This is a genomic window from Clostridium sp. (genome assembly GCF_029258205.1).
Lineage (GTDB): Bacteria > Bacillota > Clostridia > Clostridiales > Clostridiaceae > Sarcina.
Genome location: NZ_JARHZJ010000025.1, coordinates 24,706 through 41,340, shown reverse-complemented (window position 1 = coordinate 41,340; position 16,635 = coordinate 24,706). Strand labels below are relative to the sequence as shown.

Here is a 16,635-nt window from a genome sequence, read left to right as displayed (position 1 = left end):
GGCATTCCAAATCCACCTGATACATCAATAATTTGTCCTGTAGTAAATTTAGAGTCATCACTTGCAAAATATAATACTGTTCCTGCAATTTCTTCTGGTTTTCCCATTCTCTTAATAGGAGTGTGTTTTAAGAAAAACTCTTTAAATTCATCAGTTAATTTATCATTTACTGCATCTGTTGCTGTCATTCCAGGTAATACTGCATTGCAACGAATATTCTCTCTAGCACATTGTACTGCTATTAACTTTGTTAAATAATTTATTGATGCCTTACTTGTCCCATATGCAATTTGCGAAATATCTGGATATAAACCTCCAATAGAAGATATATTTATAATACTACCACCACCATTTGATGCCATATGTGGTATAACAGCTTGTGAAGTTATAAATACACTTGCAAGATTTATATCAATAGTTTTTATATACTCTTCATAACTTGTATTTTTTATATCTAAATCTTTTTTTGGATCTGATGTTCCAAAATTATTAACTAAAATATCAATTTTTCCTTCTTTTTTTATAACTTCATCTACCATAGAAATATAAGTTTCTTTTTTTGAAGCATCATTATAAACAACTTTTACATTAAATCCTTTATCATTTAATTCTTTTGCTCTCTCATTAGCACGCTCTAAATTTCTTGCTGCCATGTAAACAATCGCACCTTCTTTTGCAAAGCGTTTTACACATTCAAGTCCAATTCCTCTAGTTGATGCTGTAACCAATGCTACTTTATTTTTTAACACCATAATAACCTCTCTTTTTTATAATATATTTTTGTAATTACAAATATTATATATAACATCTATAACTTAGTAAAGTAAATAATTGTTTTTGTAGCAATGCAAGTTAATAAAATATCCCTATTAAAAGATTTATCAAAAAATTAAAAACCAATCTAATATAATTTACAAATACATTATCTAAGTGATAAAATCAATTTAGTGCAATATATTAATCATATGGAGCGTGATATTATAATGGCTAAACGTACAAAAACGCCAAACTACATAAAAATAGCTATTGATATAGCTAATAGAGTTTTAAATAATGATTTTAAAGAAGGAAGTAAAATTACAGGTCGTACAACCCTAGTTAGCATATATAAAGTTTCACCTGAAACTATAAGACGCTCATTAGCCTTACTTAAGGATATGAACGTAGTATCTGTTAATGAAAAAAGTGGAATAATCATAAATAGCAAAGAAAATGCCAAGGACTTTTTAAGTAAGTTTAAAGCTCAATCTGACTTTACAACACTAAGTAATGATACTTATAAAATATTAAAAGCTAAGAATGAATTAGATAAACAACTTGAGAAAAATATAGAAAATATAATAGAATTTGCTACGCAACTTAGAAATGTAGGAACTGTTATCCCCTTTGAGAGCATTGTTGAAAGTGAAAGCTTTGCTGTTGGAAAAAGTATTGGTGATCTAGATTTTTGGCAGAATACAAAGGCAACTATAATAGGAGTTAAAAGAAAAGGAGAAATGTTCCTTTCTCCAGGACCTTACTTCAAAATAATGGCTGATGATATAATAATGTATGTTGGAGAAGATGAAGTTTTAAAAAACGTAAAAAACTACATATCAAATAATCAATAATTTTCAATAAAAAAAGTATGATATAACCTTTAAGAGGATATATCATACTTTTTATAAATAACTACATTCTTTTTCTTTTAATGATCTTTTATCAAAAGGATTTGTAATTAATGCTTTTAAGAATAACTGTGGATAATTAGATTTTAATTGTTTCATATATTGAATCCATTCAAAGGTTAAATACCTATAAGCAACATTTATATCTTTTGCTAAATGTTGAATTTCGTAATCTTCTAATTCATGAGAACATCTACTACTTAACTCTTCTCTTAAATGTAGTATTGACATAAGCATATCTGAAAACTCTTCGTGCTCTATTAACATTGGATTAGTTATTAAGTTTATAACCAAATCTTTTTGAGCATTTAATTTCTTTTCTAAAGCTATTAAATTAACTTTTTTAATATTTATATCATACTCATATTGATCTACTAATTTTTCTAAATTTTTAAATTCATTTTTATTCCATTCCTTAGTTACTAAAGCCTCTTTAGCAATTATTTCAGTATTATCATCTGCATAAACAAATATATTTAAAATATCTGTTCCTAGTTCACTAAAAAATACTCCTATAAGCATACTTAGCTTATCCCTTAAATGCTCTTTTTCCCTTTTTTCAAGTAATTTATCAATTACTAAAGTAGTGAAGAATACTTCCATAGGTATAAAGGCTATATCTGCAAAAAGAAATATTAATGTATGATGTAAATCTTTAAATATAAGATAATGCACATAATGTAAAATTATAGATAATCCTATTAATCCAATTCCAATCATAAGAAACTCTTTCTTTTGTTTACTCATTCTTGTCCTCCTCATTTATTATTAAATATTCTCAATTAGTAATGTCTAGATTTTTATACTATCATATTATATCACTGATTTTAAAGGTTTTTTAAACTTTTTTAAATTCAACTTATAAAGTATATATATTTTTATATTATTTCTAATTTTACATAACCTTAGTGCAATTTTAACAATAAAAAAACCAATTCATAGTCTATATAAAACTATAAATTGATTCATATCATAATCACATTATTGATTTTTCAAGACATAAGAAAGGTTCTACTATATCTCTCATAGACATCATTTCTCCTACATGTACATATCCTAAGTTTTTATATAAATTAACTGCATTTTCATTTTTATGATAAGCACTAATTCTTATAGAATTGCATTTTTTTTCCTTTGCCATTTCTTCTACAAAATCTATCATTTTTCTTCCATATCCTTTTCTCCTATGAGATGGTGAAACAGCTATTCTATGAAATGATAAAAATGGTCCATCAACTTTCCATTCAATATCATTATAAACATCATAAGCATAATCATTAATAGTTGCAACAGCTACTATTTCTCCAGATGCTTCTATTCCATAGAGATGTTTATTGGAGATATCTTTAAATATTATTTCAGTATTAGGATAACTTTCATTCCAATTATAAAGTCCTCTTAAATTCATTTCTTTTACAACATTATCATAAATATTTTTAACCTTGTTTAATTCATGTTCTTCTATTAATCTTATTTTCATTCCTCTTTTTACCTCTTATAATAAATTAATTTAAAATAATGTTTTATTCAAAAATTAAATCAAAACTTCACCCCATGTTCATATCTCCTTTAAATATTAATAATAAAATAGATTTAATTAGATAAAGTTTCATTTGTAAATTATCTTCTTTAAAGATTGTTGATTACTTATCGTGGAATAATTTTATTTTATTCAACAGAAAAAGTCAAAGAATTTTCTGTTAACATTTTTCTATTTAAAAGTTATTAATATTTATCTTTCATTTGCTTTTTATATGCCACATTTAATGGTGTTAAGTGAAATTTATGTTAAAAAAATTAATTTTCATATAAATACTAAATGATAAAATAAGGATTATATTAATTAATACATCTATACAAAACAATTTATATATTTTAAGATTTAGCTAAAAATATTAATTTAAACATTATTTATAATATTTAGAAGAATATTGCTTGACCTAATTATTATTAGCATATAAAATAAACTTAGAATTATTTCATGTGCTAGGGGTGCCTTTAGGCTGAGAGATGATTAATTATCATTAACCCTCAACACCTGATCTGGTTAATTCCAGCGTAGGGAAGCGTTTAGGGCTGTATTAAAACCGGATCTATATTTAGATTCGGTTTTTTTATTTACATTCTTTAGACTCTCTGAGCACACTTAAAGTTTAAGGAGGGAGTAAAAACTATGATGTCATTTTCACAAATAATAAATGATTTTATTCAAAGTTTTTCATCAATTAATTTAGGAGGAAATTTTAAGGAAATTGTAACTAATCCACTAACAATTCTTACTTTAATAGGAGTCCTAATAATATTAGTTTTACTTATAAAGAGTAAAGACATCAAATTTGATGCAAAAATGCTTACAACAATAGGAATTGCTTTAGCACTTACTGCTGTATTAAACATGCTAAAGATATATAAATTTCCTCAAGGTGGTGGAATAACTTTAGGTAGTATGATTCCTATAATACTTATTGCTTATGCTTATGGTCCATTAGTTGGAATGCTTACTGGATTTTTATTTGGTATAATTTCCTTATTCATAGATCCATACATACTTCATCCTGTACAAGTACTATTTGATTATCCTATACCATATATGGCTTTAGGAGTAGCAGGATTCTTTAATAACCATAGAATTTTCGGAGCTGTAGTAGCAATATTTTTAAAATTTTTAGCTCACTTTATTTCAGGAGTTGTTTTCTTTGGATCCTTTGCTCCTGAAGGAATGTCTCCAATTCTATATTCATTTTTAGTAAATGGTTCTTTAATAGGTGCTGATGGTTTAATATGTGTAGTGCTTTTAGGCATTTTACCTGTTAATAGACTTATTAAAGCTATAAGTTCTAAAAGCGTAATAAATAAATACGCAGCTTAAAATAAAGTAAGGTCTAGATTTCATTAAAATCTAGGCCTTTTTATTTTTTAATTAAAGAATTATACTATAGTTAAGAGATAAAAAGTTATATAAACTTAGGAGGTACTTATGAGTATTAATCACGGTGCTAATTTATTTGATTTGTCAAATGAATTAGGTCTAAATAAAACAGATATTAAAGATTTTAGTTCAAATATAAATCCCTTTGGAGCATCTAAAAAAGCTAAAAATTCAATTTTAAATAATATTGATATTGTTTCTATATATCCAGATCCTAAATATACAGACTTAAAGAAATCAATCTCTCAATATTGTCATTGCAAAAAAGAGAATATTATAGTTGGTAGTGGAGCTACAGAACTAATCTCCTCTTTTATAAGCATTATTAATCCTAAAAAAGCTTTATTGCTTTCTCCATCATATTCAGAATATGAAAGTGAACTAAAAAAAATAAATTGCAAAATAACTAAGTTTTTTTCAAAGGAAGAAAATAACTTTAAAATAGATGTTAACAATTTAATAGAAAACATAAACTCTTCAAAATTTGATTTAGTTATAATTTGTAATCCTAATAATCCTACTGGATTTGCTTTTTCAAAGGATGAAATTTCTCTATTATTAAAAAATACTTCACCAATATTCATGGTTGATGAAACTTATGTTGAGTTTACAGAACCTGAAATTTACTCCTCTACTCCACTTGTAGATATATTTAACAATCTATTTGTAATTAGAGGAACTTCTAAATTTTTCTCAACTCCTGGTATAAGATTAGGTTATGGACTAATTTCTAATAAAGAAATTAAAAAGTCAATGCTTGAAAAACTTGATTTATGGAACATAAATATCTTTGCTACAACAATGGGAGAAATTATGTTTAAAGATAAAGAGTATATACTATCAAACACATCAAAATTAAAAAATGAAAGAGATCATCTATTTAGAGAATTAAGTTCAATAAAAGACTTAAAAGTATATGAAAGTTATAGTAACTTTATACTTTGTAAAATTACATCTAAAAAATTTACTTCTACAGAACTTTATAATAAGCTTTTAGAAAAAGGATTGATAATAAGAAATTGTTCTTCTTTTGAAGGTTTAAATGAATATTTCTTTAGAGTTTGTGTCTTAAAACCTGAGGATAATAAACTTCTTCTAGAAAATCTTAAAAATTTCTTTTTATAATTTAATATAAAAAGAAGTTGCATATATAATTTTATTATTAATTATATATGCAACCTCTTTATTTTGAAAGTATAACCTATTTTTATTTAATATTATAATTACTTTTTAAAAATTACCTAGTTTATTTAATTGATCTTTTAATTTAAACAATCATAAACATAGCTGCTATTATTATATAAACAGCTAAAAGTTGAACTCCTTCAAGCCAATTTGATTCTCCATCATTAACAACTCTATTAGCTATAAGTACTGAAACTATTAAAGCTACCAATTCAAAAGCATTAAATATTATACTCATAGGCTTAAATATAAGACTTAAAAATATTAAAACTGGAGCCACAAATAAAATAACTTGTAAACTTGATCCTATGGCTATTTCTATTGAAACATCCATTTTATTTTTCATTGCCATTATTATTGCTGTACTATGTTCTGCAGCATTACCTATTATAGGAATTAATATTATACCTACAAAAAGTTTACTTAATCCAAGAGTATCTGTCATTGGTTCAACTGCTCCAACTAAGAACTCACTCTCTATGGCAATTATTACTGTAGCTACAATAAGTACTGTTATGGCTTTTTTTAATGACCACTTAGCTTCTCCATCTTCTTCATCTTGTTCTACTGCATATATATCCTTATGAGTAAAAAATGAGAATATTAAGCTTAATATGTATATAGCAAACATTACTACAGCAACTATTACACTTATACTTTCATACTTTGTATTTAAAAATTCTGATTTTATTGTATGCATAAATATAGCAGGAATTGTTAGTCCAATAACAGCAAATAATAACATACTTGAACTAGTTTCCATTACTTTTTTATTGAAACTTTGTGTTTTATATTTTAATCCTCCCGCTAACATACTAGCGCCTAATACTAATAATATGTTTCCTATTACAGATCCTGCGATAGAAGCTTTAACCACATCAAACAAACCATCTTTTAACGCAAAAAATGATATTATAAGTTCTGTAGCATTTCCAAAGGTAGCATTTAAAAAACCACCTAATTTTGGCCCAGTATAAAATGATATTTCCTCTGTTGCCTCTCCCATAAGACCCGCTAAAGGAATTATTGCCAATGCAGATAATATAAACATAAGAGTTGGAGAAAAATGCATAAATTCACCTATAATACTTATAGGTATGAATATTAAAAGCCATTTTAGTATTTTCATCTTTAGTCCTCCATATATAAAATAATTTTTACCAAAGATAATTATATCACTTTTATTAAAATTTTAACATTTTATTCTTATTTTATCTATTTAAAATAGTAAAGTTAAATTTTATTTTTAACCAAAATTAATCTATGAAGTATATTATGTAAATTAATATTACCTTTTATATAAGCCTTTAATTATACATTTAGTAAATTTCTCTCATAAAACTTTCTCTAAATTATTATTTAAAAGTAAAAAAAACGCTATTTTAAGCGTTCTTTTAATTAATTACATATCTACATTGTGAAATAATTTTTGGCAATACTTTTTCTACTATTTTAAAATATCATAATTTTGCGACAATTTCAACAATTTTATTTAATTAATTATTTTATTCAAAATTATAGAAAATTATTATAAATTCAATATCCTTTCTTCAACTATTCCATCTGCATTTTGAAAAGTAAAGCCTAATATTTTTCCTAAAGTTGGTCCATGATTTATAAGCTTACCTTCATCTAAAACAAAACCTGATTTTACTCCTCTTCCAAAAGCTAAAAAAAATGTTCCATAATCTTTTTTTCTAGGTGAATATCCATGAACAGCTTTGTAAGTATGTTTATTCCTTATATCTTTAGTTTCCTCAATAACTTTTCCTTCATATTCATTTGAAAAATAATATCCTCTAGTAGCCTCTACCATAAAATCACATTTATCATTAGCTCCAGCTTTTATAGCTTCTTCTCTATTTAATATATACTCTAAAACTCCTTTTTCCTTAAGATCCTCTAAAACCTCTAAACATTTTTCCTTATCTTTTGGGTTTTTATCATTTAAATAAATATAAGCTGAGCCTCCACATTCTCTAGCCATTGCTTTAAAACTTTTAAGTTTTCCATCTTTTAATTCTATTAAACCAGCTTTCCTAAGAGCACTGTTAAACCTTATTACCTTATCAGTATCTATTGCACTATGGTCTCCTAGCAAAACCAATGTTGTATTTTCATATATTCCTGCATCTTTTAAACACTCTATTATTTCTCCTACTCTAATATCATGTCTCTTCAAAGCCTCTAATGCCTCCAAACTTTCATATCCATAATCATGCCTATGAGAATCCACATCTATTAGATGAACCATAGTTAAATTAGGCTTGTATTTTTTTATTGTTTCTTTAGCACATGCTGTAACAAAATTATCTAAATAAGGCTCTTTTGTACCTTTTCTAAGAGAACTAAACTTTTTATTCATATTAAATTGATAGATTTTGCTTCCAGCTAAAGCAGACATAATTATTTGATTATGCCAAGGTTTTGTCTCAAATATTTCTGGCATATTATAATCTATTTTCATTTTTCCTGTAACTGGCCAAACTACTGAAGCTGTTGTAAGTCCATTTTTCTTAGCTAATTCAAAAAGAGTTTCTCCCTTTATTTTATTTCCGTACCAGTTCCAATTTGGATTTTCGTCCTTAAAATTCAATACTATATTATTTGTGATTCCATGATTAACTGGATATTTTCCAGTTACAATAGATACATGAGCCGGATATGTCAAAGAAGGATATATTGTTTCTACATTCTTTATAAGGGCACCTTCCTTCATTAGTTTAGATATATTAGGTAATTCCTTCATTATTTCAATGTCTTTTGAAGATACTGCATCTAAAGATATTACCACCATGTATTTATTATTCATTTTTCTTATCATCTCCTGTTCCTATTAAACTATTTTAATTATTGTATCTTATATGTCAATAATAAATTTCATATTACTCAATATTTTAATAACTCTTTAAGTTCTTTATAGATAGACTTATATCTATCTGTTTGTAATTCACTTGAAATTTTTTACCTTCATCAAATCTTGCATTTCTCACATTTTCTAAAAAAATACTTACTCTCCATTATACTTTCATTTTCTTACTCAAAAATATAAAATAAAAAGGCTTATATCAAAATAACTTTTGTTATTATATTTTGATACAGCCCATTCTAGATTTTTTATTATCCTATTATATCTTTTGCCATTTCCTCTAATTTTGCTTCTCCATCTTTTTCTGAGAAGTTATAGAAACAATTAGCTACTTGTATTTTTTTAGCTCTTGATATATTTAAATCTTTACTTATTTTTTCTAAGAAATCAACTTCTTCTATATCACAATCCTCATCAACAAGCCCTATTCTAACAAGTTCAAAATAAACAATATTTTTAACCTTTTCTGATGATTTTTTTATTATTTCTATTGATTCTTCATATGAAAGATTTCCTAATTCCTCTTCTTCTAAACCTAATTCCTTCATATATGTACGAATTAAATCTTCTTCTTCTTTTTTGATATTCTCATCAGCTACAGCAAATTCAGTTACTAAATTTATAAGCGCTAATCCTTGTTCTTTATTTAATTCTTTTAAAAACATTGCTTATCCCTCCATACAAATAAATTTTAGCTTATTAATAATATACTATAAAAAATTTAGTATAACAAAGTCTTTATAGTTAATTTTCAATTAATAAACGACTAAAATACTCTATTTCCCTTATTATATTCTAAAAATCTACAATGTTAAAGAAATTAAGTTGTATTAAAACTATAATTTGGTGAAATTATCAAGGAAATTCCCAATAAAAAATAACCAGTAGAATTTTAATTTTTCTACTGGCTTTATTATTAAATCTATACATTTTATTAATTATTCGAATTGTATAAGTTATATTTAAAAAACTATCTATATAATAAAATACACAGTAAGATATTTTATTATATACTTATAAACTTTTTTCTTTCCTCTCAAGGTATCCTTTTAACTGTTGTAGACCTAAAATTAAAGCTCCACCTATAATAAAGAATAAGAAATTAAAATTACTTAAATTCATAGCAGCCTTTGGAATCTTTAGTGTAGTTGGTCCCATAAAAACTGCATATATAGATCCAATCATTAATCCTATTATAAAATAAATCATTTGAGATCTATAATTTGAAAGTAAGAATTTTATTAATCTTATTGTAGTTATTATTCCTACAATTACTCCTATTCCAAAAATTATAAGCATAGGTAAATAACTAAAATTAAATGTTAGAACTTCTTTAACTCCATTTATTACTGGTGCATAAAGACCAAATATTAAAAGTAATGTTGAACCTGATATACCTGGTAAAACCATTGCTGATATAGCAATCATTCCAGCAAAGAAAACATATAATGCAAGTGGTAATGAAAATTCATTTAATACTAAGCTTGTTCCTTCAGCACTTCCTGTAGCTGGATTAAAATATGTTATTGCAGCTACAATAGCCATTCCTAAAATAGAATATATTATGTACCCATAGTTTTTCTTTAATGATTCTTTATCTTCACTAATTATTATTGGTATAGAAAATATTATAAATCCAGTAAATAAAGAACTGATTTTATATATTTCTTTATCAAATATTGATGCTATAAATAGTATTGATAAAATCATACCAGTTATCCAACCTATTCCTAATTTTAATAGAAATATTATAGCATCTTTTTTGCTTACGTCAGTTTTTTTTGCAGATGTTAAAGCATTTAATGAACTTATAAACTTATTATAAAATCCCATTATAAAAGCTATAGTACCACCCGAAACTCCTGGAACACTATCTGCCAGAGCCATTAAGAACCCTCTTATAAAGTTAATCACATACATAACCTGTCTCCTTTAAAATCTTATATTTAATATATTATTTTACTATATCCAATTCATTATATAATTCTTCTAATGTAAGATTATTATTATAACAATATTTACTTACTTCTAAATATACAATAAATTAAAATCATATATTTGATTAAAATTTAGCAAAGTTTAAAATTACTTAAAAAAGTACTAAAAGATTTTAACTTTTAGTACTTTTGATTTATTTCGCATCTTTTAATATACTTCTTATGTATCTATCTGTTTTAAAGATAAGATTAATTTTAAATAGTATTATAACTCTCGTACAATAAATTAAGTATAATCCTACTGAAAGCAAATTCACTAAGATTAAATAAATAGCAACAATTATAATCTCTATGTCTTATTAATAAAAAAACATCTGATAATTCTCAGATATTTGGTGCCGAAGACGGGACTCGAACCCGTACGAGTGTTAGCCCGGCGGATTTTGAGTCCGCTGCGTCTGCCAATTCCGCCACTTCGGCTTGAACATTTTCATTATATATCAATTGTACCTCTATGTCAATACATATTCTTCCATATATAAACTTTAAATTTTAATATTAAAAATACTATTAAATTTATTAAGTTTATTATACTTTTATCTTTAATATTCATAGCATGGAAATATTTATAATATAAATTATAATATCATAATTTTAATTTAGGAGAATAATAATGAATGATCTTTTAAACCTATTTATATACATAGATGAATACTTAATAAAAAGTCTATCTTCTGTATATCTAAATGGATATATAGATATACGTACTTCTAAAAGAATTTGTGACAACACCTTAGCAGGAAGAATTCATTTAGATGAAAATAATAAAATATTCTGTAGTGATGGAAAAAGTCGAATATATAATAAAGGCTTTAAAACTAGTAACAGATCAAATGACTTTAATGAAACAAATTTTTATGGAAATGATAAAAGTATAGAAAATAGACTATTCGGAAGAACTGAAGAAGAAATCAAAAGAATCTATACCTCTTTTGAAATACACCATACTATGCTTAAAAGAATGACTACATCAAAAGTTCTTAAGAACCTTGAGAATTCACATTTAGTTGATTCTAATATTTCTGAAGGAGATTTTATAACAACAAAAGGACGCATAACGGAAACTTCACTCTCTGCTTACTTAGATTCAATAATAAGCTTAATAGAATGTTTTCCATTAGACATATTAGATTCCCTTTTAAAAGACAAAAACTTAGGTAAATTAAACTTTTCTATAATATTAAATTTACTAAAATCAATTAAAGATAAACTCTCTTTAAATTCAACTGAAGATATAATTATGAATTGTTCTAGCTATACTGCAATACTTAATACTAATTCAAAATACTTTTTAAATGGTGATTGTTACGTTTTTGATAAATGTAATTGTAATTGCAATGTTTTAGGAAAAGTTATAAAAGTATGTACAAATAATAATGATTGTATAAATTTATTAAGAAAACTTACACAGGAAAATTATTATATTGATTTATTAAAGTTAATTCATCCCTATTTAGATTTATTCAAAAATCTAAATATACCAATCCCTAAATGTCCAGAAACTAAAGTTAAATCACCAGCAATACTAATAGCACCAATAAGCATGTATTTTTAAAGCCCTCTAAATTTAATTAGAAGGCTTTAAAAATTTTATTATTTAGCTATTATTTCAATTCCATCCTCTGTCACTAATATTGTATGTTCCCATTGAGCTGAAAGTGATCCATCCATAGTTAAAGCAGTCCAATCATTTTCTGCATCTACAAACACATCATATTTCCCTTCATTTATCATAGGCTCTATTGTAAAGATCATACCTGGTACTAATACCATACCTTCTCCAGCGTCTCCATAATGGTATACAAATGGATCCTCATGAAATTTTAATCCTACTCCATGGCCTCCAAAATCTCTTACCACTGAATATCCATTCTTTTCTGCATGCTTTTGAATTGCCTCTCCTATATCACCCAAGAATCCCCAAGGTTTAACTGCTTCAATACCTTTTTCTAAACATTCTTTCGCTACTTTAACTAATCTTTTTGCATTTTCACTAGCTTCTCCAATAATAAACATTCTTGAAGCATCCGAATAATATCCATTATATATAGTAGATACATCAACGTTTATTATATCTCCTTCTTTAAGAATTATATTTTCATCAGGAATTCCATGACAAACCTCATCATTTATAGATGTACACACACTTTTAGGAAATCCACCATAGTTAAGGGGCGCTGGAATAGCTCCTCTACTTACAGTATAATCATGCACTATTTTATTTATATCTTCAGTACTCATTCCTGCTTTTATTTTTTCTTCAACTAAATCTAAAACAGCATTGTTTATTTCTGCACTTTTTCTTATACCTTCTATTTGTTCTTCATTTTTTATTATATCTCTAGTAGGAACTTCAAATCCTTCTCTAGCTAAATTTTCTATTCTCTCATCAAACTCCATATGACATTTTTTATATTTCTTACCACTATTGCACCAACATAAATCATTTCTATTTATTCTCATTTTACTGTCTCCTTATAAAAACTTTAAATAAATCTTAAAGTATATATTTATACTTTTAAGTATATACTAAGTTATACTTTTTTCAAGTTTATACCTTATTAATAATATTATAAAAAATCTAAGGTTAATGTAATCTATAATCTCCAATACCTATAATACTAAAATAACAATCTAAGCTTTATCACCTTTATCTATAAAAAGAGCTATATTTTCTTTTATTATACTCATTATAATTCATCAAATTATATATAACTCCCTTTATATTAATCCTCTTTGCAAATATTATCATACTAAGTTCCTCCCATTTATCCTTTTTATAATAATATGTAATATTTGTTTCAATTATTAAAAATTATTGTAGTTTTATTTTAATACTTGTCTTTTATCATTTTCTTCTATAGACTCTAAAATATATCTATCAACTGAATTATTTAGTATATTTTATTCAAAGTATAAAAAAATTACAATAATAATAAAAAATAAATTATATGCATATAATTTATTTGAGGTGATTTTATGACTTTAAAAAACAAAAATAATTTAATAAAACAGATTAGTTTTATTACCATTATTTTAATTTCTTTTATTTTAATTTCTTTTATTTTAATATTTACCTTAAAATATAATTCTACTAAATCTGTTATTAATCAAAATACTATTAAAGAAACTGTAAAGTCAGATTTAAATGGTGATGGGAAAATAGATTATTTATATATAGAATTAGGAAGTGAAAATAAATATATGCTCCATGCAAATATTAATGAAAAAAGCTATGAGTTAACTCCAAATAAAACGATTAATTCTCTAGGTAACTTTTCACCTAATTGTCCTATAAAATTAAACTTATTAGATTTAGACAGGAATACTATTCCAGAGATAATTGTTCAATCTTTTGAAGAAAACAATTCTATACAACATTTATTTAAGTGGACTGAAAATGGATTTGAAGATATATTCTGCTCTACAAACAATATATTAGGGATTGTAGATTCAAATAATGGAAAAACTCCTAAGATACTTTCTTTTTCCTTAAGTAACAGTAAAGAAGATATTCAAAAATATATGCTTTTAAATAAAAAGCTTAAAAACATATCCTATGATACGGTTGAACCACCTGGTCTATATTCTATAACTTCTTTTATAGACATAATATCTCTAAATTATGAAATATCTGAACTTCCAAATATATTTGCAAGTTATATATCCAAAGAAGATCTATCTCAAATATGGAGATTAGAAAAAGAATCTTATTATTATGACTTTCAAGATGCTTTTTTTAAGGATATAGATTGGAATAATACTGGAGAAGTTACTAATTGCTCTTGGACCTTAAACTTTAATAAAATTCCCAAAGAAAACACTAATAATAAATCACAAGTTAATTTAATAATTCAATTAGAAAAAATTAATGATATATTTTTAATAAGTTCAATAAATTTAAACCTTAACAAATAAAAAATAGACTGTATAATAATGAGGTGCACCACGTTAAGTAGACACGGCATAAAAGATTAAACTCTACTTAACTGGGTGATTTTTTATGGAGATATGATTACAAATAGGAATTGTTTAATGATATAGAAATATATCTTGCTACAATACCGATAGATTTCAATCGAAACTAAAAAAAACGCACTTCAGTTGAATACCTAAGTGCGGCTTAAAATAATGTAGCTTTTTTTAGTTATTTCTACTTTATTAGGTCCATATAATTTTGATAACTTCCCTTTTTACTAAAATATATATAATCTAATAAGTTATTTTTCCTTCCTTATACATCTTTAAAACCTTATCTAAAAATCTAGCTCTTTGAGGATCAACAAAATTTCTAAGTGAAAGTATCATAGTAACTATTGGATCCATACTTACATCACCACTAACATTATTTGATGCTCCTAAATTTCCTCCTCCCATATTTCCGCTCATCATGTTAGCAAGAGCTCCTAATCCCCCCATGTTTCCCATTTGATTCATTGCTGGAGATCCACTACCTAATAATCCCATAAGTGAACCTAAATCCCCCATAGGGTTTCCACTTCCCATTATATCTGATAAAGGATTATTCTTGTTGTTCATATTTCCATTCTCGCTACCTTTATTCTTTGAATAATTATTTTTCACTCCATCATTATTATTTAAAATAGAATTTATGGAATTCATATCAAATCCATCATTGCCCATGGAAGATAAAACTTCTGATACTTTGTTAACATCAACATTTCCAAGTCCTAACATGTCTAACATCTGAGGATTTAATCCTCCCATAAAATTTCCTTGATTTGAATTTTCGCTAACTTTATTTTTACGTCTACGCTTTGACATCTCCTATCCTCCTCAATAAATTTATATATATGTATTATAATTTTTTATTTTTTAGGAGGGTTAAAAAACCCTCCAAAAATTATTCTAACAACAATCATAGCCGCAGCTATTTGCGTTTACACCACCACATAGCCAGAATAATAAGAATAAGATATATGCTCTATCATTGCATAATAAACCTGATTGACAAAGTATTAGCAATGTTGGTAATGTTGTACAAGCATTAAATCCTGAACAACCAGTGTTTCTACTTTGACTGCAGCAACAATCATGTTTTTTATGCTTGCATTTGCATTGGCATTGGCATTTACATCTGCATTTGCAGCATTTCTTTCTACTCATAAAAATTCACTCCTTTTCTATTAGCAACATCTATTATTGCATCCACAAGCATTAAATCCACCACATAGTAATGATAATAAAATTAAAATATATGCTCTATCGTTACATAATAAACCTGAACATTGTAAAACTAAAAGAGTTGGTAGTACTGTACAAGCATCCATTCCTGTACATCCGCCATGTCTACTATGTCTATCATAGTTATCATGACTATTACAGCAACATTTTTTCTTTCTACTCATTTCTCTTTACTCCTTTTCTATTTTCTAAACATTTATTAACATCCACAATTTCCTAATAATCCATTACAATTATTGTTTCCACAATTATTTCCGAATCCACCACATAAAGTTGCTAAAATAATTATCCATATTATAGAGTTACATCCAAATCCGTAATTTCCGCCTCCACAGCAACATTCATCTTCACAGCAGCAACAACATCTATTATTACCATATCCGCCGTATCCGCCACCACATAGCAATAATAACCAAATTAATGTCCATATTCCGCCTCCGAAGCCAAAGCCACAGTTATTTCCAAATCCACCACAATTGTTTCCAAATCCACCACAAGAATTATTTCCTAATCCGTTAAAATTATTAACTCCTCCTATAGATTGTCCACAATTATCAAAAGAATTTCCAACACCTGAAGTATTACAGTATCCTGAATTACCATAATTGTCATTTGACATTCCTTCTAAGATTTCATTTAAGTCCATAAATGTTACCTCCATATATTTTCTTTATACTATATAGTATTCCCTTTACAAACTTTTGACACATATTTATGGAATATTTTCTACTTTTTGTAATAAAAATTAATAAAAGTGCATATACTTCAAAAAAGAAGCTGTGA

General features: G+C 25.8%; 17 protein-coding genes, 1 tRNA gene and 1 riboswitch. Of the genes, 5 read left to right on the top strand and 13 right to left on the bottom strand.

From position 1 onward, the window contains the following. Positions 1 to 752, bottom strand: a 752-nt coding sequence (gene hdhA / locus Q1J60_RS03420; RefSeq protein ID WP_300258532.1) for a 7alpha-hydroxysteroid dehydrogenase, incomplete at its 3' end; no start/stop codon positions are given. 231 nt (positions 753 to 983) lie between these two features. Here hdhA and Q1J60_RS03415 point away from each other — a divergent pair. Further along, positions 984 to 1,610 (top strand): GntR family transcriptional regulator, encoded by a 627-nt coding sequence (locus Q1J60_RS03415; RefSeq protein ID WP_300258529.1) that lies wholly within the window; start codon positions 984 to 986, stop codon positions 1,608 to 1,610. A 51-nt stretch (positions 1,611 to 1,661) separates the two neighbouring features. On the opposite strand, the gene Q1J60_RS03410 is transcribed toward Q1J60_RS03415, so the two are convergent. Beyond that, the gene (locus tag Q1J60_RS03410; RefSeq protein ID WP_300258527.1) at positions 1,662 to 2,414 is read right to left on the bottom strand and encodes an MJ1433 family protein; all 753 of its coding nucleotides are present in this window, start codon (positions 2,412 to 2,414) and stop codon (positions 1,662 to 1,664) included. A 229-nt stretch (positions 2,415 to 2,643) separates the two neighbouring features. Continuing rightward, on the bottom strand, positions 2,644 to 3,147 hold the full coding sequence (locus Q1J60_RS03405; RefSeq protein WP_300258524.1) for a GNAT family N-acetyltransferase: 504 nt from the start codon (positions 3,145 to 3,147) through the stop codon (positions 2,644 to 2,646). Positions 3,148 to 3,645: 498 nt separating this feature from the next. Further along, positions 3,646 to 3,749, top strand: a riboswitch (TPP riboswitch). A gap of 91 nt (positions 3,750 to 3,840) precedes the next feature. On the opposite strand from Q1J60_RS03405, the gene thiT reads away from it, so the two are divergent. Continuing rightward, positions 3,841 to 4,536, top strand: a complete 696-nt coding sequence (gene thiT / locus Q1J60_RS03400; RefSeq protein WP_300258521.1) for an energy-coupled thiamine transporter ThiT — start codon at positions 3,841 to 3,843, stop codon at positions 4,534 to 4,536. 108 nt (positions 4,537 to 4,644) lie between these two features. Continuing rightward, positions 4,645 to 5,721, top strand: coding sequence for a pyridoxal phosphate-dependent aminotransferase (locus tag Q1J60_RS03395; RefSeq protein WP_300258518.1), 1,077 nt, complete (start codon positions 4,645 to 4,647; stop codon positions 5,719 to 5,721). Between the two features lie 142 nt (positions 5,722 to 5,863). On the opposite strand, the gene cax is transcribed toward Q1J60_RS03395, so the two are convergent. The 5 genes from cax to Q1J60_RS03370 all read right to left on the bottom strand — a co-directional run bounded on the left by cax (position 5,864) and on the right by Q1J60_RS03370 (position 11,067). Further along, positions 5,864 to 6,910 carry a calcium/proton exchanger gene (cax, locus tag Q1J60_RS03390; RefSeq protein ID WP_300258516.1) on the bottom strand — a complete coding sequence of 349 codons (1,047 nt, stop codon included), beginning with the start codon at positions 6,908 to 6,910 and terminating at the stop codon, positions 5,864 to 5,866. Between the two features lie 399 nt (positions 6,911 to 7,309). After that, positions 7,310 to 8,593, bottom strand: coding sequence for an alkaline phosphatase family protein (locus Q1J60_RS03385; RefSeq protein WP_300258513.1), 1,284 nt, complete (start codon positions 8,591 to 8,593; stop codon positions 7,310 to 7,312). A gap of 308 nt (positions 8,594 to 8,901) precedes the next feature. Beyond that, a complete protein-coding gene (locus Q1J60_RS03380; RefSeq protein WP_300258510.1) occupies positions 8,902 to 9,315 on the bottom strand; it encodes a hypothetical protein in 414 nt (137 codons plus the stop codon). A gap of 349 nt (positions 9,316 to 9,664) precedes the next feature. Next, entirely contained in the window at positions 9,665 to 10,570 is a 906-nt protein-coding gene (locus Q1J60_RS03375) for a DUF368 domain-containing protein (RefSeq protein ID WP_300258507.1), read from the bottom strand. A 410-nt stretch (positions 10,571 to 10,980) separates the two neighbouring features. Beyond that, positions 10,981 to 11,067 (bottom strand) — tRNA-Leu (locus Q1J60_RS03370). A 193-nt stretch (positions 11,068 to 11,260) separates the two neighbouring features. Here Q1J60_RS03370 and Q1J60_RS03365 point away from each other — a divergent pair. Next, positions 11,261 to 12,202: a DUF6414 family protein gene (locus tag Q1J60_RS03365; protein WP_300258504.1), complete on the top strand. Its 942-nt coding sequence runs from the start codon at positions 11,261 to 11,263 to the stop codon at positions 12,200 to 12,202. A 38-nt stretch (positions 12,203 to 12,240) separates the two neighbouring features. Here Q1J60_RS03365 and Q1J60_RS03360 read toward each other — a convergent pair whose 3' ends face one another. Beyond that, positions 12,241 to 13,110, bottom strand: a complete 870-nt coding sequence (locus tag Q1J60_RS03360; protein ID WP_300258501.1) for a methionyl aminopeptidase — start codon at positions 13,108 to 13,110, stop codon at positions 12,241 to 12,243. Positions 13,111 to 13,626: 516 nt separating this feature from the next. On the opposite strand from Q1J60_RS03360, the gene Q1J60_RS03355 reads away from it, so the two are divergent. Beyond that, complete coding sequence (locus tag Q1J60_RS03355; RefSeq protein ID WP_300258499.1) at positions 13,627 to 14,565, top strand: hypothetical protein; 939 nt, start codon at positions 13,627 to 13,629, stop codon at positions 14,563 to 14,565. A 294-nt stretch (positions 14,566 to 14,859) separates the two neighbouring features. Here Q1J60_RS03355 and Q1J60_RS03350 read toward each other — a convergent pair whose 3' ends face one another. From Q1J60_RS03350 to Q1J60_RS03335, 4 genes are all read right to left on the bottom strand, one after another. Continuing rightward, positions 14,860 to 15,432, bottom strand: coding sequence for a hypothetical protein (locus Q1J60_RS03350; RefSeq protein ID WP_300258496.1), 573 nt, complete (start codon positions 15,430 to 15,432; stop codon positions 14,860 to 14,862). 84 nt (positions 15,433 to 15,516) lie between these two features. Beyond that, positions 15,517 to 15,774: a hypothetical protein gene (locus Q1J60_RS03345; RefSeq protein WP_300258494.1), complete on the bottom strand. Its 258-nt coding sequence runs from the start codon at positions 15,772 to 15,774 to the stop codon at positions 15,517 to 15,519. Positions 15,775 to 15,794: 20 nt separating this feature from the next. Next, on the bottom strand, positions 15,795 to 16,016 hold the full coding sequence (locus Q1J60_RS03340; protein WP_300258491.1) for a hypothetical protein: 222 nt from the start codon (positions 16,014 to 16,016) through the stop codon (positions 15,795 to 15,797). Positions 16,017 to 16,051: 35 nt separating this feature from the next. Continuing rightward, positions 16,052 to 16,498 carry a hypothetical protein gene (locus tag Q1J60_RS03335; RefSeq protein ID WP_300258488.1) on the bottom strand — a complete coding sequence of 149 codons (447 nt, stop codon included), beginning with the start codon at positions 16,496 to 16,498 and terminating at the stop codon, positions 16,052 to 16,054. Between the last annotated feature and the right edge of the window lie 137 nt (positions 16,499 to 16,635).